24 protein-coding genes are annotated in these 24,772 nt (G+C 37.5%); 7 read left to right on the top strand and 17 right to left on the bottom strand.

What is annotated here, in order from left to right:
* Positions 1-4: 4 nt before the first annotated feature.
* Positions 5-505: a GNAT family N-acetyltransferase gene (locus ACTJIV_RS05580; protein WP_223559053.1), complete on the bottom strand. Its 501-nt coding sequence runs from the start codon at positions 503-505 to the stop codon at positions 5-7.
* A gap of 571 nt (positions 506-1,076) precedes the next feature.
* Here ACTJIV_RS05580 and ACTJIV_RS05575 point away from each other — a divergent pair.
* The 4 genes from ACTJIV_RS05575 to ACTJIV_RS05560 all read left to right on the top strand — a co-directional run bounded on the left by ACTJIV_RS05575 (position 1,077) and on the right by ACTJIV_RS05560 (position 4,054).
* Entirely contained in the window at positions 1,077-1,646 is a 570-nt protein-coding gene (locus tag ACTJIV_RS05575) for a hypothetical protein (protein ID WP_111954581.1), read from the top strand.
* Positions 1,647-1,804: 158 nt separating this feature from the next.
* Positions 1,805-2,506, top strand: a complete 702-nt coding sequence (locus ACTJIV_RS05570; RefSeq protein WP_111954579.1) for an ABC transporter ATP-binding protein — start codon at positions 1,805-1,807, stop codon at positions 2,504-2,506.
* A gap of 5 nt (positions 2,507-2,511) precedes the next feature.
* Positions 2,512-3,552, top strand: a complete 1,041-nt coding sequence (locus ACTJIV_RS05565) for a hypothetical protein (protein WP_440626166.1) — start codon at positions 2,512-2,514, stop codon at positions 3,550-3,552.
* 58 nt (positions 3,553-3,610) lie between these two features.
* On the top strand, positions 3,611-4,054 hold the full coding sequence (locus tag ACTJIV_RS05560) for a hypothetical protein (RefSeq protein ID WP_440626164.1): 444 nt from the start codon (positions 3,611-3,613) through the stop codon (positions 4,052-4,054).
* Between the two features lie 122 nt (positions 4,055-4,176).
* Here the strand turns inward: ACTJIV_RS05560 and ACTJIV_RS05555 are convergent, their stop codons facing one another.
* Complete coding sequence (locus tag ACTJIV_RS05555) at positions 4,177-4,977, bottom strand: patatin-like phospholipase family protein (RefSeq protein ID WP_440626162.1); 801 nt, start codon at positions 4,975-4,977, stop codon at positions 4,177-4,179.
* Between the two features lie 165 nt (positions 4,978-5,142).
* Between ACTJIV_RS05555 and ACTJIV_RS05550 the strand changes: the two genes are divergently transcribed.
* Together ACTJIV_RS05550 and ACTJIV_RS05545 are read left to right on the top strand one after the other, a co-directional pair.
* On the top strand, positions 5,143-5,721 hold the full coding sequence (locus ACTJIV_RS05550; protein WP_440626160.1) for a TetR/AcrR family transcriptional regulator: 579 nt from the start codon (positions 5,143-5,145) through the stop codon (positions 5,719-5,721).
* A gap of 77 nt (positions 5,722-5,798) precedes the next feature.
* On the top strand, positions 5,799-6,650 hold the full coding sequence (locus tag ACTJIV_RS05545; RefSeq protein ID WP_440626159.1) for a nuclear transport factor 2 family protein: 852 nt from the start codon (positions 5,799-5,801) through the stop codon (positions 6,648-6,650).
* 158 nt (positions 6,651-6,808) lie between these two features.
* On the opposite strand, the gene ACTJIV_RS05540 is transcribed toward ACTJIV_RS05545, so the two are convergent.
* The 4 genes from ACTJIV_RS05540 to lpdA all read right to left on the bottom strand — a co-directional run bounded on the left by ACTJIV_RS05540 (position 6,809) and on the right by lpdA (position 10,979).
* Positions 6,809-8,749, bottom strand: coding sequence for a prolyl oligopeptidase family serine peptidase (locus ACTJIV_RS05540; protein WP_440626157.1), 1,941 nt, complete (start codon positions 8,747-8,749; stop codon positions 6,809-6,811).
* A gap of 77 nt (positions 8,750-8,826) precedes the next feature.
* A complete protein-coding gene (locus tag ACTJIV_RS05535) occupies positions 8,827-9,411 on the bottom strand; it encodes a hypothetical protein (protein ID WP_440626155.1) in 585 nt (194 codons plus the stop codon).
* Between the two features lie 62 nt (positions 9,412-9,473).
* On the bottom strand, positions 9,474-9,572 hold the full coding sequence (locus ACTJIV_RS05530; RefSeq protein WP_440626682.1) for a YvbH-like oligomerization domain-containing protein: 99 nt from the start codon (positions 9,570-9,572) through the stop codon (positions 9,474-9,476).
* An 18-nt stretch (positions 9,573-9,590) separates the two neighbouring features.
* Complete coding sequence (lpdA, locus tag ACTJIV_RS05525; protein WP_111954561.1) at positions 9,591-10,979, bottom strand: dihydrolipoyl dehydrogenase; 1,389 nt, start codon at positions 10,977-10,979, stop codon at positions 9,591-9,593.
* 276 nt (positions 10,980-11,255) lie between these two features.
* Here lpdA and ACTJIV_RS05520 point away from each other — a divergent pair, with 276 nt between their 5' ends.
* Complete coding sequence (locus ACTJIV_RS05520) at positions 11,256-12,140, top strand: hypothetical protein (protein ID WP_336378315.1); 885 nt, start codon at positions 11,256-11,258, stop codon at positions 12,138-12,140.
* Between the two features lie 144 nt (positions 12,141-12,284).
* On the opposite strand, the gene ACTJIV_RS05515 is transcribed toward ACTJIV_RS05520, so the two are convergent.
* From ACTJIV_RS05515 to ACTJIV_RS05465, 11 genes are all read right to left on the bottom strand, one after another.
* Positions 12,285-12,545: a hypothetical protein gene (locus ACTJIV_RS05515; protein WP_111954559.1), complete on the bottom strand. Its 261-nt coding sequence runs from the start codon at positions 12,543-12,545 to the stop codon at positions 12,285-12,287.
* Between the two features lie 161 nt (positions 12,546-12,706).
* Positions 12,707-15,466, bottom strand: coding sequence for a glycoside hydrolase family 3 N-terminal domain-containing protein (locus tag ACTJIV_RS05510; RefSeq protein WP_440626152.1), 2,760 nt, complete (start codon positions 15,464-15,466; stop codon positions 12,707-12,709).
* Positions 15,376-16,818 carry an alpha-L-fucosidase gene (locus ACTJIV_RS05505; RefSeq protein ID WP_440626150.1) on the bottom strand — a complete coding sequence of 481 codons (1,443 nt, stop codon included), beginning with the start codon at positions 16,816-16,818 and terminating at the stop codon, positions 15,376-15,378. The genes ACTJIV_RS05510 and ACTJIV_RS05505 overlap by 91 nt, the downstream gene beginning before the upstream one ends.
* A 50-nt stretch (positions 16,819-16,868) precedes the next feature.
* Positions 16,869-17,018, bottom strand: coding sequence for a hypothetical protein (locus tag ACTJIV_RS05500; protein WP_223559042.1), 150 nt, complete (start codon positions 17,016-17,018; stop codon positions 16,869-16,871).
* 170 nt (positions 17,019-17,188) lie between these two features.
* Positions 17,189-17,395 (bottom strand): hypothetical protein, encoded by a 207-nt coding sequence (locus tag ACTJIV_RS05495; RefSeq protein ID WP_440626148.1) that lies wholly within the window; start codon positions 17,393-17,395, stop codon positions 17,189-17,191.
* 84 nt (positions 17,396-17,479) lie between these two features.
* On the bottom strand, positions 17,480-18,262 hold the full coding sequence (locus ACTJIV_RS05490; RefSeq protein WP_440626146.1) for a fatty acid desaturase: 783 nt from the start codon (positions 18,260-18,262) through the stop codon (positions 17,480-17,482).
* Between the two features lie 10 nt (positions 18,263-18,272).
* Positions 18,273-19,082, bottom strand: a complete 810-nt coding sequence (locus ACTJIV_RS05485) for a DCC1-like thiol-disulfide oxidoreductase family protein (protein ID WP_440626144.1) — start codon at positions 19,080-19,082, stop codon at positions 18,273-18,275.
* 6 nt (positions 19,083-19,088) lie between these two features.
* Complete coding sequence (locus ACTJIV_RS05480; protein WP_146896988.1) at positions 19,089-19,445, bottom strand: hypothetical protein; 357 nt, start codon at positions 19,443-19,445, stop codon at positions 19,089-19,091.
* 190 nt (positions 19,446-19,635) lie between these two features.
* Complete coding sequence (locus tag ACTJIV_RS05475) at positions 19,636-20,139, bottom strand: GbsR/MarR family transcriptional regulator (protein ID WP_111955055.1); 504 nt, start codon at positions 20,137-20,139, stop codon at positions 19,636-19,638.
* Positions 20,140-20,256: 117 nt separating this feature from the next.
* Positions 20,257-22,185 carry a vWA domain-containing protein gene (locus tag ACTJIV_RS05470; RefSeq protein ID WP_440626141.1) on the bottom strand — a complete coding sequence of 643 codons (1,929 nt, stop codon included), beginning with the start codon at positions 22,183-22,185 and terminating at the stop codon, positions 20,257-20,259.
* A gap of 116 nt (positions 22,186-22,301) precedes the next feature.
* Complete coding sequence (locus ACTJIV_RS05465; RefSeq protein WP_440626139.1) at positions 22,302-24,770, bottom strand: YfbK domain-containing protein; 2,469 nt, start codon at positions 24,768-24,770, stop codon at positions 22,302-22,304.
* Positions 24,771-24,772 lie beyond the last annotated feature (2 nt).

The following is a 24,772-nucleotide window of genomic DNA, read 5'->3' as shown; positions in this document are numbered from 1 at the left end:
AGATCTAATTACGTTTAACTATATAATAAGCTAATTCACCATATGTTCTTTTCAGATTATCAGTCCGATTAAATCCTGCTTTTTCCAATACTTTTTGTGAACCGATATTATCAAGATCAGTTACGGCTACAACTTCATTGGTCTCAGTCTTTAAAAAGCAATATTTTACGAGAGCACGGCTCACTTCTGTTGCTATTCCTTTCCCCCAATATTTTTTACTTAACGTATATCCTATTTCAATCTGATCGGGTACATCAGCAAAGGTCCTGGCCAGGCACATTCCGATAAAATCATTATTTTCAGAATCAAATATTCCAAAACGGCCAAACGGGCCTTCAAGGTAATCCTTCAGAGCTATTTCGAACATTTCTATATACTGTTCAGGTGAACGATAAGGAAGATATTTGGTAACCTCCGCATCTTCAAAAAGGTCACAAAACAGGTTTTGCTCTTCAACTGAAAATTGACGGATAATAAAGCTTTGATCCTGATGTAGAATATTCATATTGGAAAATTATACTAATGAAAGGATAAAATTACAAATTATATAGCTTTTATCAAGATTATAATGCTGATCACTTATATTTTCTGAAAGCACACGCTTTTGTAATAGTCTTTTCATTCATAAACTTTATATTTCGCAGCTTTTGAAACTTAATTAATTATCTTTGAACAAATTGAAAGGCAAAACGGCTCTCTGACCAACTGTGGAACATTTAAGTTTGTTCATGTCTGGAAAAAGACTCCTGACGGGTGGAAAATTTCAAGAGTGGTCAGCTACGGACACTAAATAACTCAGAATAATTTTAAAGTCCCAGTTAATTAATAGTTTACAGCACTAAAAAGCTTATCCAGCTCATTTAATATTTTGGAAATGATGCAGATAACTTATAAACGTCTGCCAACAAATGATTTGCAAACCTTCCCGCATGCAATGGCATGCATAATATCAACAGCTTCCCCATCATGGATATTAAAAAAAAGTCTTACTTTTGTTTGAAATAATAAAATTGTTTAGAAACTTTTTATTAGTAATTTTAAGACACAAATTTATAAAACATTAAAATCCCTTCCACATGAGAAAAATAATTCTACTCATTACATGTATGTTCAGTATTTCAGTTTTCTCGCAGATCAAAGTGCTGAAAAATGAAAGCTTGGTGGAAATTGGCAAAGATAATTCCGTAGGTTTATATAAAAAAGAGGATAAATTTACCATCAACTACCAGGATCTTAATACAAGTAACCTGAATACCATAAGGTCTTTTTCTTTCCAGAACCTGAACAGCGATGTATCTGGTCTGTATAAACTGCTTATGGACGGCTTTATATCCTCTCCGGACGAAAACATCATCCTGGAACTTCCTAATGATATTATTGAGCTTCATTACGAGAAAAATTATGGCCAACCAACCGTACAGTTTATCCAATACATCAATAAAAACCGTAAATATGTTGGCAAATCCCAGTTTTTAACCAGAAAACAGGTAGACAAAGTATTCGGAAGAACAAATGGAAAATCTGCCATGTATGAGAAGCCTGCTACCATGCAACAGATCAATGGTACAAAGTCTTACTCAAATCAGGCATCCACTGCGGCACCAGCTTCAAACAGCGGCAGTAAAAACAAGAAATCAAGAAAATAATCATATTTATTTTTCAATAATACTGAACTCATTCATCCGGATGAGTTTTATTTTTAAGATAAATCCCAGATATACCGCTATTATTTCTAATATTACGCAACCGTACATTACGAAATGAGTTTTTTATTTTTTACTTTTGCAGAAAGACATTACTTATTATGCCGCTTCAGATAATCAATTTAACCAAGAAATTTGGGGAACAGACCGCACTAGATAATATCAATATTTCTATTGATAAAAATGAGATCATTGGCCTTCTGGGTCCGAACGGAGCCGGAAAATCCACCCTCATGAAATCTATTGTCGGAGCATTGAAAATTGATCAGGGCGAAATTATCTTTAATGGAATGAATATTTCCGAAAATGAGATCGAAAGCAAGAAGAAAATAGGTTTTCTTCCCGAAAACAATCCGTTATACCTGGAAATGTATGTCAGAGAATACCTTCAGTTCGTTGCCAATATCCATAAAATATCTGCAGCCAGAGTAGATGAGGTGATTGAGCTTGTGGGAATTACTCCGGAAAAATCAAAAAAGATCGGCCAGCTGTCTAAAGGATACAAGCAGAGGGTTGGTCTTGCACAGGCCATCATTCATCAGCCGGACCTGTTGATCCTGGATGAACCAACCAACGGCCTGGATCCTAACCAGATTATCGAGATAAGAAATGTAGTGAAAGAAATCGGGCAACAGAAAACAGTACTTCTGTCTACTCATATTATGCAGGAAGTGGAAGCGCTTTGCTCACGGGTCATTCTGATTCACAAAGGAAACATTCTTCAAGACTGCCCTATTGATGAATTTAAAGGCAGATTCGACAGTCTGGAAGAAGCTTTTGCAAGCTATACGGCTGTTTCTTAATACTCATGGAAATACACATCACTCACGGACAGGGCATTATCAAAGTTCTGTACGATGGTTTTGCCAGCTGCTTAATCATCAGGCGTCCTGTGGCTGTTAACTGGCCGGATTCCCGGGGAAGTGTGGGTGAATATTATGCTGTTTCGGAACTCTCTGATGAAGAGAAAATAACTTTGGCTGACGGTCTTAACCATGCCCTTACGGAAGGAACCGAAGAAGAGATCATAGCTCAGGTTGAGGATTTTCTAAAGCTTTTTGAAAGTGGAAGTTACCAGGTTAACCTGGGTAAAATTCCGTTCGACAATTCCAATTTCTATATGGCCACGCCTTTGCCTGATGACGAAAATATTCCTGACCGGAAGAAATTTTCCGGCTGGTTCTACCCTTTCCAGGATTTTAATTATCTGTATACGTTGGAAAGTAAAAGTATAGATCCCAAAAGAATCGAATATTATGTAGATCTTATCAGAAAAGGAGGCCGTCCGAAACCCGTTGTATTTTACAGTCTTTACCATCTCGATCCGATGATGAGCTGTGCTTTTGTTCTGGACGGACATCATAAAATTGAAGCGTACACCCGTCTGAAGATGGATATCCCGGCAGTTTTTATTGTAAAGGATAATAATGACTACAGCCCTGCATCAGAGATCATGCATGGAGCACACCACCTCCTTCAGGATATTGAGTTTGAACATCTTTTTCAGAACAATGACGAAAATCTGCCCAACATTAATTTTATCGATGATGAAATACTGACCAATGCGCTGGATAAAATGCTTAAGGAATCGGAAAGAATTGACACCTCTATTATTGAAATATTGATCAGGCATCACGAGTCCGGTTCTATGGATGAAAGAAAGTGGCTGAACAGGCGGCTTGATTTTTTAAAAGAAAACGTTAACCTTAGCTTTTTTAGTTTTAAAAAAGGTTTAAATGTATATTCACCGCAATATTCTGAAAGACATAAGACCAATATATGGTTCCTGAAAACGCTTAAAAGCGCAGTGGAACTGAATGTATGGATCAAAGAAACCATCTTACGATAAATATCCAATGGCTTCATATTTGATGGGTCTATTAATCTAACCAATAACCCATAATGCGATGATTAAAAGAATCTTATTAGGCGCCTTTTGTACGGCTCAGTTTTCTTTGGCTTATGCAATTGATAAGCCGGTAACCTCCAATTTTATTACTGTTTCCAGCAAGATACTTTCTTCTCAGCAGGTTCCGAAAACAGTGATCATTAAAACGAAAAAATTTAAAATCAGGATCGACAAGCAGCCAAATGGAAAATATCTTTACCAGTCATGGGCTGCCAACGCCAGGATCACATCAAAGCCAAGCATGATCATCAGTGACGGTGAGCTGATCCCTGACGGTTCCGGAGGAAATTACTATTTCAGCTTTGCCAATAAAGGATATACATATCAGATATGGAGAAACTACCTTACCGACTCAGCTTCCAAAGCACCTTATACACTGACCGTGAATAATGAGAATGATCAGGAAGTTGTACGCCAGGACGGATTTGTAGTGAAGCAATAAAATAATATTATATAACAAAAAATAACCAACCTGCAGATTACATCATTTCAAGACAGTTAAGCTGTGGAATTGTGTAATCCGTGGGATTTTTATAATATTAATTTATTGTATAGATAAGCTTATTACGAGCCAGACTGTTTCAGCTCCGTATGGAAACCGCTTGCTTCATAGCTTTCTTCAGCAGCTTTATACCCTATGTTAAAAATTTCTTCCAGACGGTCTTTTTTGCGCTCAAAAGTTCCATAGGAGGAAAGTTTTTGGGAAGAAATAAACCAGTCACAATAGTCGAATTTTCCTTTTTCGACTCTATATGAAAGAAGGTCGTAGGAACGGGAAACAATGGCTTTAATGGATTTCAGGTCTTTAATATCAATATCATGCGGCGGTGACACGAAAACACCGATCAGTTTATCGCATTCATCTCTGATGATATCTGCAGGAAAGTTATTCAGAACGCCTCCGTCACAGTACATTTCCTCACCGATGATATAGGGTGTTGTAACTCCCGGAATAGAGCACGATGCAATAATAGCATCTACTACTTGGAAGTTTTCGTCAAAGATTTTTTGAGTCCCGGAAACCAGTTCTGTGGCTACAATTTTCACTTCTTTTTTCAAATCCCCTAATTTCATATCATGAAAAATGGGTTTAAGATAATTACTGAAAATCACCGAAGAAACCAACCCCGGCTGGTTGAAAGTAAAATGCTTCCAGTTGAAGAAATAAACCGAATTGAAAAATTCCAGAATCTCATCCGGCGTTTTTCCTACTGCATACAGACACCCCACAATAGATCCTGCACTACAGCATGACAGCACATTAATATCTATGTTCTTTTCATTCAAGAATTTTAAAACTCCTGCATGGGCGATCCCTTTGGTACCGCCTCCTGACAAAACCAGCCCTGTTCTCTCAAAATTCATAGAATAAATGTAAGAAAACAGCCTGAAATAATCAGATTAATTTTAAGAAACATGCGGATTTTAGAATTATTTTAACAAAACACCTGGTAAGCTGTTCTTCTTATCTGATTCAAAAAAGCAGATAATTTAATTTGGAACGATCAGTTTAAATTGTATATTTGTCTCATGCCAAGAAATAAGGAATTTGATTATACAGAAAAACTGGAACTAGTGCGCAACCTCTTTTGGGAAAAGGGATACCATACGACATCCATGCATGATATTGTAGCCATCATGAAGCTGAACAGGAGCAGTATCTATGATACCTATGGCAATAAGCATGATTTATTTTTAAAATGTCTGGCGAATTATGCGGCCTTCAAAGAAAATCAATACTCAAAAGCGTCACAGGCAAAAGATAGAGGAATTGAATCTCTGGAATATATCATCCGGGATGTTGTAGATCAGACACTGGCAGATAACAGAGCGTGTCTTATTGTAAAAACTATTTTTGAAGTGGCTCCTTCAGACCAGAAGGTTAAGCAGTTCATCCTGAAGAATGGTGTGGTGCTGCAGGCGATTTTAGAGCGGTCCATATTACAGGCCCTTGCGGAAGGAGATATCAGAAGTGAAAGTTCTTCATCTGTTATTGCCCGTTATATTCTTGCTTCTTTCAGTAGTTTTTGGAGTCATTATATCTTAACGCAAAATAAAAAAGAAGTAACGGAAATGGTTGATTTTTTAATGGAACAAATCAGGAAATAAATTTTTTTATCCAATAACGGAACGATCGGTTTAAAATACAATAATAAAGATATTAATCAAGTAACAAGTAAAATAAAATGGAAAAAAAGACTTTAAATGAGATCAGAAAAAACAAAATTGAAACCTATTTCAAAAAGATAGATTCAGGAATATTTGATGATGAATACTTTGATCTTTATACCGAAGATGTAGAAATGTATTATCCTAAATTTGGGTTTGAAAAAGGGAAACAGGGAATTAAAAATTTCGGAACGGTCATAGGAAAGCATTTGGAGAAGCTTACTCATGATATTCAAAATTTCAGGTATACTTTTTCAGATACTGTCATTGTGGTTGAAGGCAACGAAAAAGGAGTCACAAGGTCTGGTAAGGAATGGCCGGACAATCATACGTCTTTTGGTAAATTTTGTAATGTTTTTGAATTTGACGGTGAACTGATTAAAAGAGTTCATATCTATGTAGATCCGGATTTTACATCGGAAGATACCGAAAGGCTTGCTATTTTCAGGAACGACTCCGGTAAACAAAATTCAGTACCCTCGACCAGAGATGTGGTTGAGGAATTCTATGATCTGCAGTTCGGAAGGAAAGAAGGAAATATAGTGGATCTTTTTGCAGATTCTGTAGACTGGGATTTGCCCGGCAACAAGGATAAATTCCCATGGACAGGAAAAAGAGAAACCCGTGAGGAAATAGAGCTGTTTTTTCAAGACTTATACAATAACATACAATCGGAAAGCTTTACTATTGATTTTATTTCTGTAGAAGGGGAAAACGCAGCCGTAGCAGGACAGTTATCCTCCAGAATACTGAAATATGACAAAGTGTTCAGTACCGAATTTGTTGTTATTTTTAAAGTGATTAACGGAAAAATTGTCAAATATCATTTCTTAGAAGACAGCTATAAACTTAATGAAGAAATGAAATAAAACGCATTCTCTTCCCTGTACAACATTCTTATGGTCGTTACAGAATATTTTAAACCACAAAAGTCACAGAATTTTCAAATACTTTAAACCTATAAATTTTCTGACTTTTGCGGTTTTATTTTGATACATCCAGAATATGGACAGTTTTTATGCTGCTGCTATTTCAGCAGGTATTCCTGCATGAATCTGATCACGGCAAGACGCTGAAAATCTACATTTTCTTTTTTCCTGAATCCGTGGCCTTCATTTTTAGCTTCCAGATACCATACTGTTTTTCCCTGGGCTTTCAGCTTATCTCTCATCTGAACAGCTTCCGTCACAGGAACTCTGGGATCATTGGTTCCCTGGATGATGAACATTGGTTTTTTAATCTTATCGATATTATTCAGAGGAGCAATTTTGGTAAAGAATTCAGCCATTTTGGGAATCCTTTCATCACCGTACTCTACCCTTCTCAGGTCTCTTCTGTATTCTTCCGTATTTTTAAGGAAGGTATTAAAATCGGAGATTCCCACAATATCTACGGAGCATCTGATCTTATCGGCATATTCATAAGCAGTGGCCAGAGTCATAAAGCCTCCGTAGCTTCCTCCCATGATCATGATCCTGTCCTTATCCAGTTCAGGCTGCCTGGCGATCCAATCAAGAAGGGCTCCGATATCTTTCACGGAATTCATTCTCAGATCCCAGTTATCGGCCGCAATGAATGTTTTCCCAAAACCGGATGAACCTCTTACATTAGGATAAATCATGGCAACTCCCATTTCATTGGTAAAATAGTTCGAAGAGCCTATAGAAGATGCCATAGATTGCCCTTCCGGGCCACCATGGATATTAATAATCACCGGTCTTTTTCCTGTAAACTTCGAGGACGCCGGATAATAAAACCCTGAGATCTTCATTTGGTCAAAGCTCTTCCATTCTATCAGTTTTGGGACGGACATATCGGAAGGCTGCATTTCACCTTGCTCACTTTCCGTCCACCTTTCTATATTCCGGGTGGCCATGTCCATTTTATAAACATCTGCACCGGAATCTGCTGCTGATCTGGAGAAGTAAAGGGATTTCCCATCGTTGGAAAACTTCACACCACCAATCAGACCGATCGGGATTTGGCTAACAGGTACATATTTTTTTGTAGCCGTATCCAGAGTATACAATTTATTGATTCCGCTTTCATTGGTTACAAATGCCAGCGTGGATTTATCTTCAGAAAGCTCATAATCTTCTACATTCCATGGAATGGAAGAGGTCAGGTATTCTGTTTTTTTGGTTTTTAAATTTAAAACTGCCAGTCTGCTGAATTCATTATTCCGGTCTGTAATGTAGAAAATTTCATCAGGATTTTTGCTGAAAACACCAGCGCTTTGCACGACTCCTTTCTCTTTACGATCTGTGATGGGTTCCAGTTTTTTAGCTTCCAGATCATACAGGTACAGATAGGAATCGTTAGCTGAAACATATTCTGCAACCAGAAGCTTTTTACCGTCTTCGGAAAGATCGGAAATTCCCCAGCCGCCTCCTTTGACTTCCAGTACCAATTGTGCATTTTCCGGTTTTAGAGGATTCATGTAATAAATATCCCTGTCGCCACCGTTTCTTTTTGTGGATGAAAAATAAAATCCTGACCCATCTTTTTTCCAGATTACTCCTCCATTCTGGGATCGTCCGCCATCGGTGAGAAGTTTAGATTCCATCGTCTTCAGATCAAGCTTAAAAAGCTGCCCGAATTCATTTCCTCCGGTATCTTTGGTGTAGATCAGATACTCCCCCTTTACGGGCTCATATGAGGCTGTATTGACGGGTTCATCAAAGAAAGTAATCTGCTTTCTCGCTCCCATGGGAACAGAAATCTTATGAAGCTGATTGGTCGAAGCAAAACGGGTCACCGCAATGATCTCTTTTCCATTAGGATGAATGTCTGCAACACCTGCATTTCTGCTCTCAGAATACTTTTTAATAGTCTGATTCAAGCTCTTTGGAATAGGCAGAATATTTTCGACAATAAGATTCTCATTGGGGCTTACAAAGTCATTTTTCGTCTGTGCAGACAGGAGTCCGGCGAACAGAAGAGGAAGAAGAATATATTTGTTTTTCATGCTTAAATTTTGCCTGAATTTACAAAAAACCACAGACATTATCCATGGTTTCATTTATTTACAAAGTTTCTATATGATTATTTTTTATCGTATCGTTCAAGGATCTGTATTAAATCTGTATCCTCAACCATCCCATCTATCAATAGTGAAAGATCGGGGTACGCTCCAAATATTTCCTTCAATTGTGCCCTTGCTCCCGGTGCCCTAAAATATATTTCATTAATATTTTTATTCTTCCGCATGATCAAATAATCTGTATTCTTTGTTTCATAGGTATAGATCGGGCCGTCGTAAAAGCTCTTTCTGTACCATTGCGTCTTATTCCCGCTATACATTACCTGAAGCAATCCGGAATCTTTAGAAAGAACGGATTTTGAATTAACGAATGTTCTTTTTACTTTTTTAAGGTCTCTTATTTCCAGGTATTCAATATCATTTTCATTCACTTTCAGCTTTTTACCTGAAGGATCTAACACTGTGATCTGGCGGATATAAGTTGCCGGAGAAAACTCTTCATTATCATACAATCCAATATTCAGAATTTTTGTTTTTATAGTGTCTTTAGAATTTTTCAGGACATATTTTGCCGGAAAGTATGTTTCTTTCTGAGAAAATAAAAAATTAAAACAAAGGAAAAGAAGGAGTAAATTTATCTTTTTCATAATTGCAGCTATCATAAAAAAGCCCAGAGCAAATCTGAGCTTTAAATATAGTTATTAATATTTTAGTTATTCATATACTTTTCAAAAATCGCTGAAAAGTCTTTCTGATTGTTATCTTTCAAAACTGTTTTTGACCAGTTAAAAACATATTCTGAATACAGGTATCAGTTAAATTGATCTTAGATATGGATTACTTCACCGTAAGCTGCTGCTGCTGCTTCCATAATCGCTTCGGAAACCGTTGGGTGCGGGTGGATCGATTTAATGATCTCATGACCTGTAGTTTCCAGTTTTCTGGCCACTACTGCTTCTGCAACCATATCTGTAACTCCTTCTCCAATCATGTGACATCCTAACCACTCACCATATTTGGCATCAAAAATAACTTTGATGAATCCGTCTGTATTTCCGTTAGCAGTTGCTTTACCACTTGCAGAAAGAGGGAACTTCCCTACTTTGATCTCGTATCCTTTTTCTTTAGCCTGCTTTTCCGTAAGACCTACAGAGGCTACTTCTGGGTGACAGTATGTACATCCCGGGATATTGCCATAGTCGATTTTTTCAACGTGCATCCCTTTGATTTTTTCAACACAAGTGATTCCTTCAGCAGAAGCAACGTGTGCCAAAGCCTGTGTAGGAATGATATCACCGATTGCATAGTAACCCGGAACGGAAGTTTCATACCATTCGTTTACTAAAACTCTTCCTTTATCAGTCTGGATTCCTACTTCTTCCAATCCGATGTTTTCGATATTGGCAGCGATACCTACGGCAGAAAGTAAAATATCAGCTTCAAGGGTAATGTTTCCGTTTGCTGTTTTTACAGTTGCTTTTACGCCTTCTCCACTTGTATCAACACTTTCAACTGATGCATTAGTCATGATCTCGATTCCTGTCTTTTTAAGAGATTTTTCCAGGTGCTTAGAAATTTCCTCATCTTCTACAGGAACAATGTTTGGCATAAATTCTACAACAGTTACTTTAGTCCCCATTGTATTATAGAAATCGGCAAATTCTACCCCGATAGCACCAGAACCTACAACGATCATAGATTTCGGTTGCTCAGGAAGAGATAATGCCTGTCTGTATCCGATTACTTTTTTACCATCCTGAGGAAGGTTAGGAAGTTCTCTTGAACGTGCTCCTGTTGCGATAATAATGTTCTCTGCTGCATATTCAGTCACTTTACCATCTTTATCTGTAACAGAAACTTTTTTACCTTTCTGAACCTTAGCTGTCCCAAGAATCACGTCGATCTTGTTCTTCTTCATCAGGAATTCAATTCCTTTGCTCATTTTGTTGGCAACGCCACGGCTTCTCTGGATTACATTTGGAAACTCAAAGCTTCCTTCCACTTTATTCAGACCATAGTCTTCAGCATGGTTGATATAATGAAAAACCTGAGCAGACTTCAGTAAAGCTTTCGTAGGAATACATCCCCAGTTCAGGCAGATTCCCCCTAAGTTTTCTTTCTCGATAATTGCAGTTTTGAAACCCAATTGTGCTGCTCTGATCGCTGTAACATAACCGCCAGGACCGCTTCCGATGACAATGATATCGTAGTTCATTATTTTAAAAATTTTATGCGAATTTAAGGAAAAATATTGGATGTTCTATGTTCTGCCATTTCATATTTCACTGAACACTAAGTTCATTTTATCAGTCAGCGCCCGGTCTAACAACCCTGAGCATCTTTTTTTTATCAAATATTAAATACCATTTCAAAAATTAAACACAATATATATAATTACAATCAAATGATTTAAGTGTCAAAGAATAAAAATAAACAATTGTAAATGAATATTTTACAATAATTTTCATATTTTTGCCGAAGATATAACAATATGAAAATAAAGAACTTTATTTCGATCTTTCTTCTGTGTAGTGCGTTTTTAAATGCACAAGTTGGTATTAAAACAACAACACCTAACAGTACTTTAGCTGTTGCCGGGTCTCTGGGAGCCGATTACAAGCAAATCACCGCGACAACCTATAACATAACCGCTACAGATCATTACATCACTTATGACGGAGTTGCCAATGCTACTTTTACACTTCCTGTCATCGGAACGGGTACTACTAGTTATACGGGAAGAATTTATAAAATGAAAAACATCTCTGCTTCCAGCATTACGCTTCAGGCATCGAGTGGCAATACCCTAAGGATCGACAATACTCCGGTTTCGTCTTTTGTGATTCCTACCGGAGCTTATGCGGAAGTGGTCAACAACAGCAATACGACAGGAGGAACATGGGATCTATCATTTACGGTACTTCCCAAACCGAGCAACGTAGAAATTTATGGGATACAGCTTTCTATTCCGCCTCACGGGGGTGGCTCTCCGGGAGTAGCTGACTGGACTAATCATACAGTAACATCTTATGATACGGGTACAGGTACAGATGCATGGTGGGTGATCAGCAAAGCTTCTACCACCTATGCACACACCGCAGGTTACTCCAATGCGAGCCGTATGACGATCGTCTATGAATACCAGGGCACCCCTTTCAATGTCACCAATATGTATCCTATTTTAACGGCAGGAAACAATTCCAGTTTTCCTGATGTTTTTACTGCTTCTTTCGTAAGTCTTGCGAATGTTTCAGGAAAAACAAGACTTACCGTTTCTGTTTCCCGTATTGACTTTATAGGAACCAACGGATCCAATAACAGTAACTGGACGGGGACTTTCATGCTGAATCTGTTGCTGGCTAGGAAATTATATTAAGGATGAGGCTAAGGTTAGGATAGAGGATGAGGCTAAGATGGAAGATGAAAAAAAGATTGAGAATAATTATAGAATAAAATGAAGAAAGCCGTTTCACAAGATGTGAAACGGCTTTTTATATCTGTTTTAATGTATAACCCAAGATTACAGTTTTTTAAGTAATCTTTTCTCGGTCCGGTATCTTTCATTTAAAGCTTTCATCTGATCTCTTTTCATCTTTTTTGTGGCAAGCGGATGATTCATAATCAGTTTCTTTTCTGTATTGTATTTTTTGTCCAGCTCACGCGATTTACTGCTGATTAGCTCACTTTTGGATGGGTGTGGAGGTGCCGGTGGTCGTTTCTGGGCATTCACACTCATCGATAAAACTAATAACAATACGGTCGATATAAAAAACTTTTTCATGACATTTTACTTTTAAGAATGATTTTAAAATGATTAATTAATATCCATTCAATTCATTCAGGTTTTGCAATACATATTACATATATCGTACCAGAGTTTTTATCCTTCGCATTCACCTTCTGTCAGCAGGCTTTAGAAAAGGATAAATCCTGAATAAGAAATTATTCTACCTCAATATTCTGTTTTAAGGGAAGGTTTTTAGAGGAATTTCCGACCATAATTCTGTAGGTTCCTTTTTCTACTGTCCAGTTCATATTTTCATCTAAAAACCGGAGTTCTTTGACTGGAATTTTAATGGTTACCTGCTTTGATTCCCCGGGATTCACATACACTTTCTGAAAATCTTTTAACTCAATAACAGGTCTTGAAACTGATGCCAGCAGGTCTTTCACATACAGCTGAACGACTTCACTTCCGCCTTTTATTCCTGTATTTCTGACGTTGATTCGGGCAGTAACAGTATCATTTTCAGAATATTTCAACTGATTAAGCTGCAGATCCGAAAGCTCAAAAGTGGTATAGCTAAGGCCAAAACCAAAAGGATATAATGGCTCACCGCTTAAATCATAATAATCATTTCCTCTTCCTGTCGGATGATGATTGTAGGTCAATGGCAGCTGCCCTTCTTCGGCCGGAAAGGTAATGGGCAATTTCCCTGAAGGATTTTCCGCTCCGAAAAGAATTTTCGCCACTGCGTTTCCGCCCTCTTCTCCCGGATACCAAACATCCAGAATGGCTCCTGCTTTATCTTTCCACGCTGTGGTTTTGATAGCAGAGCCCCCAACTAAAATTACGGTTATGGGTTTGTTCAGTTTTGAAACTTCATGAATAAATTTCTCCTGATTTCCGGGCAGGCTCAGCGAGGAACGGTCCTGAAACTCTCCTTCATGAATTCCGGCAGCAACAATGATATGATCTGCCTTTTCTGCAGTTTTTAAAGCCTCATTAAATTCTTTCTGAGCATCATCAATACCATAATTCCAGATCAGCTCAACATGAGCTTCTCCCCTGCTTTCCCGGAATTCTATAATGAGATTGTATTGTTGGTCTTTCACAAAATCTATGGCAGCTGTTTTTGTTGAATAGCCCAGCTTTTCCCATTGATCAACAATTAATTTTCCGTCCAGATATAATCTGAAACCATCGTTTCCACGCAGTCCGAGCTGGTATTTTCCATTACCCGGAGCCTTCAATTGACCTGTCCACCGGATGCTGTAGTTGTCCGGCTGTAGTTTTTCAGGATCCGGTGAGTATAGGGTCCATTTGAAATTAATCTGCTCATCCTGCCTTTGAAAAGCCTCCTTTCCCTGTAAGCCCGTATTTGGAAAATAATTTCCTTTTAAACCTTTCTGATTTTTAGATGATAAAAGATCGGCAGGAACCGTTGCAAAATCCTTCAGATCCCATGTAATACCTTTTGAATAAAGGATCTCTATATTTTTGTCTTTCGTGAAGTTTTTAATTCCCTCAAGCATACTTACTTTATGGTTTCCCGGCCCGGAATAGCCGCCAAGTCTCGCATCAACGGCATCTGTTCCGATCACTGCTATTTTCTTCACATTAGCAGAAACCGGGAGTGTTCCCCTATTATTCTGTAATAAAACAATAGATTCAAGAGCTGCTTTTTCGGCTAACGGTTTATGATTAATCATTTTCAATTCATGAATTTCCCGGTCAGAGATATAAGGATTCTCAAAAAGCCCGAGTTCAAATTTTGCCTTTAAAACCCTTGCTACCGCATCATCTATCCTTTCCTGTGAAATCCGTCCATCCAAAAACGGAGGAATAAACAGCTGATAATGTTTGTATTCTGTCTGGAAAATTACGTCAAGCCCTGCATTCATAGCCTGTGCAGAGGCATCATCATAATCTTTTGCCGTAAAATGAAGTACATTGGCGCCTCCTACAGCACTGGCATCGCTAATGACAAAACCTTTGAAATTCCATTCTTTTTTCAGTTTTTCTGTGAGCAGCCAATGGTTGGCAGTCGAAGGTCTTCCGTCGAGAAGGTTATAGGAGGTCATTACCGACCTGCTTTTTCCTGAGGTAAATGCTGTATGAAAGGGAATAAGATGGGTTTCTTCAAGATATCTTCTGCTCCAGTGAATAGGATAAGAATCTCTTCCGCCTTCTCCTACATTGGCTAAAAAATGCTTTGGAGTGGTAATGATTCCCAGGTTTTCAAATGAGCTTACGAAACCAACACCCATCACAGAAGTTAAAAAAGGGTCTTCACCATAAGTTTCCTCTGTCCGTCCCCATCTCACATCGCTGGCCAGATTCACTACCGGGGTCAGAACCTGGCGGATTCCTCTTAATTTTGATTCTTTTGCAATGGCAGAAGAAACCTGCTTCATCAGTTCGGGATTGAATGTGGCAGCAAGCCCAATAGCCTGGGGAAAAGCCGTTGCTCCCTCCCGCATTAATCCGTGTAAAGCTTCATCAAACGGGATGATCGGAATTCCCAGTCTGGATTCTTCAACAAAATATTTTTGAATGGCATTGATTTTTCTCGCGAGCTTTTCCGCATCTTCACCGGCATTATATTTCAATAGCTGGCCTGCTGCCCCGCCACCCTGATTTCCGGCACTGACCTGCAGACCAAAGATTCCGTGCCTGTACTGGTCTTTGGGAACATTATCCAGATCTCCCGGGATCATAAAGCACTGCCAGAATTTTTCTTCGGGAGTCATTCTTTTTAACAGATCCTGAACTCTTACTTCTACGGGCTGTTTCGGATCTTTGTATAAAGGTTCTTCTTTCTGGGCATACAGAAATGTGGAATTTACGAGCAGCGTAATGACTGTAATTTTAACAAAATAGAGGTTCATTAGTTCATCATTTGAATAGCTGTGGCATACTTTAATTTTTTTCTGTCTTCCGGCAACTTCAGCTCTACTGTAGTTCCCGTCTGTTTCCACGTCAGTTTTGTATTGATTCCAAGAATCTTCAATGCTTTCGGTTTAAAGTTTTCCGGAAGTGAAAAAGTGAGTACATCAGGAGCCTGGTACTCTTTCTGATCATCAATATGAAAAACATTGAGGGTTTTGCCGTCTTTAGACCGGGTATAATAGAAGTTCCCGTTATGGTAAGGCTCAGTGCTTCTTGTAGCAAATACAGCTGACTGATTTTTCTCCATCCAGCCGGAAATTTCATTTAATCTTTCATAAACAATTGCATCATAATCTCCATTGGGGCCAGGAGCAATATTCATAAGGTAATTTCCACCCCGGGAGATAATTTTGATGAGTGTTTCAATGATTTTTTGGGAGGATTTATAATGGTCGTTGGGAACATACGAGAAAGAATCTCCCATCGTAATGCAGCTTTCCCAGGGAATGGAAAGGGGATGTTCCGGGACAGCCTGCTCGGGGGTCACATAATTTTCCCACTTTCCGGGTACGGTACGGTCTACAACTATGATTCCCGGCTGGTTTTTCCTTGCCATGCTTCCAATTTTATCCATATCAATATCCTGCTCTACTTTGATGGTTCTCTGCCATTCCACAGACGGATCAATGGTTTTGAAAGGCCGTACCCAGCCACCATCCAGCCACAGAATATCAATTTTCCCGTAGTTGGATGTAATTTCATTAAGCTGATTAAAAGTGAATGTTTTAAAGCTTCCCCATCTTTCAGGATACTTTTTCGGATCGTAATTTACATTTCTATCTTTCGGCGGAAAATAGGGCCACCAATAGTTTTCCGAATGCCAGTCGGGCTTTGAAAAATAAGCTCCAATTTTGAATCCGTCTTTTCTGAATGCATTGAAAATCTCTTTGGTAACGTCTGCTTTAGGATTTTTTGAGAACGGTGTTTTTGGTGAGGTAATTTTATAGTCTGATTCCTTGGTGTCAAACATGGCAAAACCGTCATGATGCTTTGTGGTGAAAACCACGTATTTCATTCCTGCTTTCTTTGCTGCCTCTGCCCATTTTTGAGGATTAAATCCTGTGGGATTAAAGGTAGTCTGAAGATTTTCGTAGTTCTTGACATACTCATTGTAAGATTTCCCATGTTCAGGCCTTCTCTGGGTCCAGGATTCGTCTTCAGGGCATAAGCTCCAGCTTTCTACAATTCCCCATTGGCTGTAGATCCCCCAATGCATAAACAGCCCGAATTTCAGATCCTGCCACTGCTCCAGATTCTGAACAACAAGCGGATCATCCGGCTTCTGATAGCCTGCAGATACATTATGAGCCTGTGAAAAGAAAGCAGAAGAAATAAGAAAAGATGAAAGAAAAAAGGTTTTTGTTTTCTGTTTAATGAGCATATGACGTTCGTTTTTGCTAAATTAAACATCCTGCCACTAATCAGCAAACCTTAATTTTTCAATAAATGCTGCAGCGCTTTATCCAGTTCATTTCTTCTTTTCAATAAAAGTTCAGTTTCCATATTCAAAAAGAGGGAAGCCATTTCCAGCTGCCGTACCGGAGCATTCAACCCAAAAGAAATTTTGAGATTTTTTCTCATCTTTGTCATAAGATCTTTGTAGACAAAGGATTGGGAGCGGTTACATTGATGGTTCCTGATATACTTTCATGGCTAATGATCCATTCAACGGCTTTACAGAAATCATCAATGTAAAAGCTCCTTTAAGCATGACATCCGTAAACTGGACGTTTTTTTGCATACTGATGATTTTAGGTTGTCAATGTCTGATTAATTCCTAAATGTGTGGCTTTCCATGTTACGGTTTCATTTTCTTCAATAAGGCCGGACGTTCTTCCTGCTATTGCCTTTTCATTGGTTTTTTCGGTTGATTTCTGATGCAGGTCAATATCCCTGGCTAAATCAAAAACTTTATGAATATCTGCTTTGATTGGAGTTTCTAAATATATTGTAGCCATTGTTTTAGTTTTAAAGAGTTTCGGGATTCGTGTTCCGAGATACATATTTTAGTTTACCATTTGCTGTCTAAGCTATTATTTTTTTTAAAAAGTCTGTTTTTTGTTCAGCTCCGGCAGTTCCTTATCTATTCTTGCAGCCAGTTCCGGTAGTTTGATCGTTGGAACAGCAGGAAAAAGATGGTGCTCCATATGATAGAACATACTGAAAGTAATTTTGTTTTTCCAGGATCCACGCTGTGTTCTTGCGATATCAGGGTTTTCATGGGTGTCATGATGAACAGTCCATACTGCAAAGAATGCCATTAAAAATTCTCCGAAAAGCATGATCAACGCATGATAGATCAGAAAATTAATCTGAAAATAAAACACTATAAAAGTAAAAATCCCTATTGAAACAAGTTCTGTCATCATATTTTTTTTATACTTTTTATTGGCTTTTTTAAAGGTGATCCAGTGGATCATGAACATATGTTTCGGACCATACAAGACTGCTTCATACCATTTCATAGAGGCCGATTTGCCTTCATAATCTTCTTCTGAAAGACAGAATTTATGATGCCTGATATGGTTAAATTTTACCGCATGAATAGATGCCATCATCAAAATACTGTTCAGATACAGGGAGAGCCATGTTAGAAATTTCCCGGTTCCCAAAGCATTGTGAAAGCCATTATGCACCTGTCTGAGCGCCGTCAGAAAATAGAATGCAGAAAAAGGAAGAGCCAGCCAGTAATATTCATAATAAGCCAAAAATATCGAAATAAAAAGCCAAGGCAGACTGATATTGTTTTCAATGAGCATTTCTTTAACGGAAAGAGTTCTGAGGTCTTTCCATTCTACTTTTTTAATAAGTTCAAGATGGTTCATTTTTTTCATTTTAAAAGGGTAAACCAATAATAAATGCCCAGGCTGTCATTTTGAATAGGATCCATGAGATGGTAGGAAGATCATTCAACTTTAAGAGTTTGCATCGTCTTAAATGTTCCAGAAGCATTATCAATACAACAATTCCGAAGTAGATAATATAAAAAGAAGATGCGAAATTGGTTAATAAAACCGGAATTAAAAACAGTGTTCCGATCAGAGAAACTGTCATCATATTTCCGAGATAGTCCCAGATTTTATCTTTTAAATAAATTCTCAGAAATATAGTCTGCCAGATAATCTGTCCGATGCAAATACCCAATTCTCTTGTAAAACTATGATTCAGGTTTAGTCCCAGCTTTCCGGAAAATATACTTAGAATATACGCCGAAAAGACAATCACAAAGGCAATGTACATTACTCTGTATTTCAAATTAAAATCAGGAATACAAGCCTGTTCAGTGTGATTTGCTGATGGAATGATCTGTTTCCGGTTATAGGAAACAAATGAATACAGTTTTTTGAAAAACCAGTACAAAGGATTCATCCTGCCAATTCTTTCAAGCAGAGGAAAGGAGTTTCCAATGATCAGAAGAAGGCTGTCCAACCCATACACAACTTCATTTCTGTTGTGATCTATCAATGCAATCTCGTTTTTTGCACGGTTAAAGTCTATGATGGATTTATTCGCTTTTGAGATTTCTGTAAAAGCTTCTCTTCCATTCTCATCAAGCATTCCAAATTTTGTAAAACCTTTAGAATAGATATTGCACATGGGACATTCATTGTCGTAGATCAGGGTGTGTTTTTTTAAAGTGTTCATGGCTGTTTATTGGTAAGATTTATAAGTTCTGTAATTATCATAGATGTAGATTACGGCCATAACCGGACTGTAAAATAGTGCGCCAATTAAGATCATCAGAAGCATTTCAGTAATATCTGGATGCACCTTAAGTCCGAAAACGAGCAACAATGAAATCCAGACCGGTAGAATAAGAATTCCATAAATGATATATAAAAGAGATTTTTTTCCCGGCTGAAGAACCCTTATTAAAAAGCTGACAAGCTGTGGAATGCCTACCACAAAATAAAATGCTCCTCCAAATATTCCTATGCTTTCGATTATGATTCCGGCAATCAAGATTGCTAACTGAATATAAAAGTCATATGCTGCAAATGTTTTCATGATCATTTATTTAAAAGATTAGAAAATCCCCGCGGGTTCTTTTATGGGAGGATCTGAAAGTGATATACATCCAGATCTTAAAGATGAGTGTTTTCATTTTGCAAGTATCTCTTATTAAACATCTTATAAATATTATATTTTCAGTAATTTTTGAAAATTAAATTCAAATAAAAAAGGATGGTATCCTTTTCTATTTTAACAGATTAGTAATTTTACCTACCAGCCAGTGATCATCACTTTTGATTGCCATATCCATAATATTGTTGATCTTTCCCGTTACGGAACTGAAATCATCCATCAGCTTTACAAACTCTTTCGCTTCCTGAGAATCATTATCCTCTATGTTTTTTAATTCTTCCAGAAAAGCAATGACAGGTTCTATTTCCCTTTTTCTCCTTTCTTTTGTAATCTGTTTGAACAGGTACCAAACATCTTTTTCTGCTACAAAATATTCTTTACGGTCACCTTTTATAAATTCTTTTCTTACAATTCCCCAGTCAATCAAAGCCCTGAGATTCATATTGGCATTCCCTCTTGAAATTTCCAACTGTTCCATTACTTCATCGGTGGAAAGCGGTTTTCCAGTGGCCAAAAGCAATGCATGAACCTGCGCCATCGTACGGTTGATTCCCCAGTTTGTCGCGAATGTTCCCCAAGTCTGGATATACTTTTCTTTTGCTTCTGAAAGTTTCATTTGTTTTTCCATTTTCAATTTCTATAACAAATGTAATTATATTTTTCGAATTTTCAATAATTTTTGAAAATTAAATTTAAAATAAAACAGACATTTAAAATAATGTCTGTTTTAAAGCTACTTTTGAATGGTTTTATACGTTTCAACCAATCTTATAAATTCGGATCTGTACCCTTCTTCATCTTTATTTTTTCCTTCTCTGGCAAGTATTTCGATATCATTAAGGTCTTTTTTGCTTATTAATTTTGAATCTCTCAAAACCAATCCAAACCATGCGACAGATGATGCAAATTTAAAATCAGGACTTGCAGATGTAATAGACTCATCAGAATTTTTCACAACCTGAATAATCTCAACACTTTTATCTTCATCCGGTTTTTTATACCGGAATTTAACTGTTGCCATTTCGTCTCCGAAATTTTGAGAATTTAAGGTTTTTGTGTATTTTAATTTGCTTTCTTTAGGCGCAAATGCTGATTTAACATTTTTAGGAATTATCTCATACAAAGCAGTTACTGTATGGCCACTCCCTAGTTCTCCGGCATCAATTTTATCATTTTTAAAATCCTCATTCCTCAGTTTTCTATTTTCATAGCCAATTAGTCTGTAAGATTTTACATATTCAGGATTAAACTCAATTTGGATCTTAACATCTTTTGCAATTGCGAACATGCTACCTGCAAATTCCCTTCCCAGAAATTTATTGGCCTCCTGCATATTATCTATATAAGCATAATTACCATTTCCTTTATCTGCCAAAGTTTCCAGTCTATTATCCTTGTAATTTCCCATTCCGTAACCCAGACAGGTAAGAAAAACTCCTGATTTTCTTTTTTCTTCAATTAAAGTTTCAAGACCTGCAGAAGAGGATACTCCAACGTTAAAATCACCATCTGTAGCTAAAACAACTCTATTATTTCCTCCTTTTATGAAGTTCTCCTGTGCCAATTGATAGGCAAGTTCTATTCCTGCGCCGCCTGCTGTACTTCCTCCCGCATCAAGCTTATCTAAGGCTTCTATTATCTTATCTTTTTCTTTAGCCGAAGTAGGAGCTAAAACCATTCCTGCACTTCCTGCATATACTACAATCCCCACTTTATCCTGAGGTCTCAATTGATTTAAAAGTACTTTTAGAGAAGATTTCAGTAATGGTAATTTATTAGCTTCATTCATAGAACCGGAAACATCAATAAGAAATACCAGATTGGAATTAGGAAGATTATCCAGCGGGATATTTTTTCCCTGAAGACCTATTTTTAAAAGTTTATGATCAGGATTCCAGGGTGAATCACTGTATTCTGTATTGATCGAAAATGGTTTTTTACTTTCAGGCTGAGGATAATCATATCTGAAATAATTCATCATTTCTTCTACCCTTACTGCATTTTTATCTACATTATCTCCACCATTAATCATTCTTCTGATATTAGAATAGGATGCATTATCAACATCAATAGAAAAAGTAGATACCGGCTGACTTACCGTCAATTCAAAAGGATTCTCAACTAAGGACGCATACTCTTCATCATCATAATCTATTTGCTTTTTCGTTCCTTTTTTACCCGCAGAATTTATTTTATTATAAACTTTCTCATTCGTATCAAAAGATTTCCTTCGATACGAACTTTCCGTAATAATGCTTTCTGATGAGACTTCCATAGCAGTTTGCATTTTAGGCTTCGGGCAGCCATTATATTCAGGCATTCCCGGAACTGTAGGACACGCATCATCTTTATCCAATATACCATCACCATCGGTATCCGGCCAAGGACAGCCATTATTTTCTGCTGGCCCGGCTGCGGTAGGACAGGCGTCGTCTTTATCTAAAACCCCGTCACCATCAGTTTCAGGCCACGGGCATCCATTATTTTCCACAGGGCCTGCAATTTCAGGACATTGGTCTAATTTATTGGGAACACCGTCCTGATCTTTATCTTTCCTTATGCTTAAAGGTTTAGAATTATTTTCAGCTGTAGATACTTTATTTGTGGTACAGCTTCCTAACAATACCAGAATTACTATTGCAGTACTAATTTTTTTCATCATATTTTTTTAGTAGCTGTGAAATTATCAAAATATATTTAATTTCTGTTAAATACCTTAAAATTTTGTTAAAATCCAATTCTCGACCTCTAGAAGTTATTCAGCATATTATTTTTAAATTATTTTGGAATCACTTTATAACTCTCAATAAGTCTTATAAATTCGGATCTGTACCCTTCTTCATCTTTATTTTTTCCTTCTCTGGCAAGTGTTTCGATATCATTAAGGTCTTTTTTGCTTATTAATTTTGAATCTCTCAAAACCAATCCAAACCATGCGACAGATGTTGCAAATTTAAAATCTGGGCTTGTAGAATGATCCGTATTTTTCACTGTCTGCACTATTTCTGTACTGGTATTTCCGTCTGGTTTCTTGTAACGGAATTTAATAGTTGCCAGTTCATCACTAAAATACTCAGAAGAAGTCTTGTTATATCTTAGTTTATTCTCTTCAGGCAGAAACTCAGATTTCACACCGGCAGGAATCACTTCATATAAAGCTGTTACCGTATGTCCGCTTCCCAATTCCCCGGCATCAATTTTATCATTGGTAAAATCTTCATTTCTCAATTTTCTGTTTTCATAGCCAATGAGGCGGTAGGAACTCACATATTTAGGGTTAAACTCAATCTGGATCTTTACATCTTTTGCAATCGTATATATGCTTCCTGCAAATTCTTTTCCCAGGAATTTATTGGCTTCTTGAAGATTGTCTATGTAAGCATAATTCCCGTTTCCTTTATCAGCTAGGGTTTCAAGCGTATTATCTTTATAATTACCCATTCCAAAGCCCAGGCAAGTCAGAAAAACTCCGGATTTTCTTTTTTCTTCAATCAAAGTTTTAATATCTGAAGTGGAAGAAGCACCAACGTTAAAATCTCCATCTGTAGCTATAATTACCCGGTTGTTGCCGTTTTTAATGAAATTTTCTTGCGCTAGCTTATAAGCAAGCTCAATTCCTGCACCGCCTGCCGTGCTTCCTCCTGCCTGAAGATTGTCCAGTGCAAGAACTATTTTTTCTTTCTCTCTGGCAGAAGTCGGTGGCAGAACCATACCTGCACTTCCAGCATACACTACAATCCCAACCCTATCTTCAGACCTGAGCTGGTCCAGAAGTACTTTGAAAGAGGATTTCAGGAGTGGCAGCTTATTCGGTTCATTCATTGATCCAGAAACATCTATCAGGAATACGAGATTAGATGCGGGAACTTTATCCATGGCAATATTCTTTCCCTGAAGACCTATTTTTAAAAGTTTATGGGTTGGATTCCAGGGTGCATTGCCATATTCTGTATTAATGGAAAACGGCTCGTTATTTTTCGGCTGAGGATAGCTGTATTTAAAATAATTGATCATTTCTTCAACCCTTACCGCGTTTTTATCTACGGTTTGTCCATTATTGATCATTCTTCTGATATTGGAATAGGATGCATTATCCACGTCAATAGAAAAAGTTGACAGCGGCTGGTTTTTGGTGAGCTCAAATGAGTTTTCTTCAAATGCATCATAGCCTTCATTATCGAAAACATTCTGTTTGTATTGGCTGATTGTTTTCTGTATTTCCTCCATCCTTCTTTTCTCCTTTCTGGAAAGCCTTTTGGTCTTTATTACAATAATTCCGTTCGCTCCCCTGCTTCCGTACAATGCTGATGCACCAGCTCCTTTTACCACTTCCACACTTTCAATCTTTTTGGGATTCAATGCATTAAAATAATCACGCTGTACTATTTCACCGTTAACCACAAATAATGGTTCGTGTGTCCCTTTTAAACTTGCTGCACCTCTTATGCTTATTTGATTATTACCTGAAAAAGCATTATTGATTGCATTCATTTTATTAGCAATCTGATCATTTCTTCTCCGCTTAGTTCCATAAGCCTGAATCTGGACTCCCATTATACTTCCCTGAAGTGCCTGAGGAATAGTATTTGAAGCAATATAATTAGACTGTACACTAACAGCACTTGAGGTATAAGCCTGTACTTTTTTAGGCGCAAATTCTGTTACAACAACTTCTTCAATATTCTGCGTCTGTAAAGTATCTTTCCACTTTCCTCCTTTTCCCGGTGCAATAGTACCATTATTAGCTTCTTTCTTTTTAATATAATATTCATCTGTTGAGTAAGCATTTTTTCCTAAAGCATACCTCTCCTCATTCTTATTAACAGCTAAGGTTTCACTCTTGTTGTTCGGGACTTTAATAGCTTCATCTTTTGCGACAGAAAGGGCTTTCTGTGATGATTTTGAGATTTCAATTTCCTTTTCAATATTCGATTTAACTGTACTGTCTACTGTATAAATGCTCTTTTTTTCAGGATGTATTTCAATACTGTTTTCTACCATTAAAGGGGCTGAATTTTCAACAGTTCCATTTTTGCTGATAAAATAAAGTGCTCCCAAACCAAGAATTAAGCTGGCTGCAACTCCATAAGGAAACCAAACCGGTAATATTCTCTTTTTTTCTTCTATTGTATCCAATTTTTCTTCAACCTTCGCCCAAACTTTATCAAAACCCTGAAAAACAGCCGGTTCTTCTGAAAGCTTAGAAGCATCATTGAATCTTTTATCTATGTCGTGATTATTTTCCATTT

Origin of the sequence: Chryseobacterium sp. 22532, from assembly GCF_052044665.1 — a bacterium.
GTDB lineage: Bacteria > Bacteroidota > Bacteroidia > Flavobacteriales > Weeksellaceae > Chryseobacterium > Chryseobacterium lathyri.
The sequence above is the reverse complement of the archived record's forward strand: the minus strand, read 5'-3'. Positions and strand labels throughout refer to the sequence as shown.

Bases quoted from the DNA above. Each gene is read 5' to 3' on its own strand.
- ACTJIV_RS05580 (WP_223559053.1), bottom strand. From the start codon at position 505: ATGAATATTCTACATCAGGATCAAAGCTTTATTATCCGTCAATTTTCA.
- ACTJIV_RS05575 (WP_111954581.1), top strand. From the start codon at position 1,077: ATGAGAAAAATAATTCTACTCATTACATGTATGTTCAGTATTTCAGTT.
- ACTJIV_RS05570 (WP_111954579.1), top strand. From the start codon at position 1,805: ATGCCGCTTCAGATAATCAATTTAACCAAGAAATTTGGGGAACAGACC.
- ACTJIV_RS05565 (WP_440626166.1), top strand. From the start codon at position 2,512: ATGGAAATACACATCACTCACGGACAGGGCATTATCAAAGTTCTGTAC.
- ACTJIV_RS05560 (WP_440626164.1), top strand. From the start codon at position 3,611: ATGATTAAAAGAATCTTATTAGGCGCCTTTTGTACGGCTCAGTTTTCT.
- ACTJIV_RS05555 (WP_440626162.1), bottom strand. From the start codon at position 4,977: ATGAATTTTGAGAGAACAGGGCTGGTTTTGTCAGGAGGCGGTACCAAA.
- ACTJIV_RS05550 (WP_440626160.1), top strand. From the start codon at position 5,143: ATGCCAAGAAATAAGGAATTTGATTATACAGAAAAACTGGAACTAGTG.
- ACTJIV_RS05545 (WP_440626159.1), top strand. From the start codon at position 5,799: ATGGAAAAAAAGACTTTAAATGAGATCAGAAAAAACAAAATTGAAACC.
- ACTJIV_RS05540 (WP_440626157.1), bottom strand. From the start codon at position 8,749: ATGAAAAACAAATATATTCTTCTTCCTCTTCTGTTCGCCGGACTCCTG.
- ACTJIV_RS05535 (WP_440626155.1), bottom strand. From the start codon at position 9,411: ATGAAAAAGATAAATTTACTCCTTCTTTTCCTTTGTTTTAATTTTTTA.
- lpdA (WP_111954561.1), bottom strand. From the start codon at position 10,979: ATGAACTACGATATCATTGTCATCGGAAGCGGTCCTGGCGGTTATGTT.
- ACTJIV_RS05520 (WP_336378315.1), top strand. From the start codon at position 11,256: ATGAAAATAAAGAACTTTATTTCGATCTTTCTTCTGTGTAGTGCGTTT.
- ACTJIV_RS05515 (WP_111954559.1), bottom strand. From the start codon at position 12,545: ATGAAAAAGTTTTTTATATCGACCGTATTGTTATTAGTTTTATCGATG.
- ACTJIV_RS05505 (WP_440626150.1), bottom strand. From the start codon at position 16,818: ATGCTCATTAAACAGAAAACAAAAACCTTTTTTCTTTCATCTTTTCTT.
- ACTJIV_RS05500 (WP_223559042.1), bottom strand. From the start codon at position 17,018: ATGAGAAAAAATCTCAAAATTTCTTTTGGGTTGAATGCTCCGGTACGG.
- ACTJIV_RS05495 (WP_440626148.1), bottom strand. From the start codon at position 17,395: ATGGCTACAATATATTTAGAAACTCCAATCAAAGCAGATATTCATAAA.
- ACTJIV_RS05490 (WP_440626146.1), bottom strand. From the start codon at position 18,262: ATGAACCATCTTGAACTTATTAAAAAAGTAGAATGGAAAGACCTCAGA.
- ACTJIV_RS05485 (WP_440626144.1), bottom strand. From the start codon at position 19,082: ATGAACACTTTAAAAAAACACACCCTGATCTACGACAATGAATGTCCC.
- ACTJIV_RS05480 (WP_146896988.1), bottom strand. From the start codon at position 19,445: ATGAAAACATTTGCAGCATATGACTTTTATATTCAGTTAGCAATCTTG.
- ACTJIV_RS05475 (WP_111955055.1), bottom strand. From the start codon at position 20,139: ATGAAACTTTCAGAAGCAAAAGAAAAGTATATCCAGACTTGGGGAACA.
- ACTJIV_RS05470 (WP_440626141.1), bottom strand. From the start codon at position 22,185: ATGATGAAAAAAATTAGTACTGCAATAGTAATTCTGGTATTGTTAGGA.
- ACTJIV_RS05465 (WP_440626139.1), bottom strand. From the start codon at position 24,770: ATGGAAAATAATCACGACATAGATAAAAGATTCAATGATGCTTCTAAG.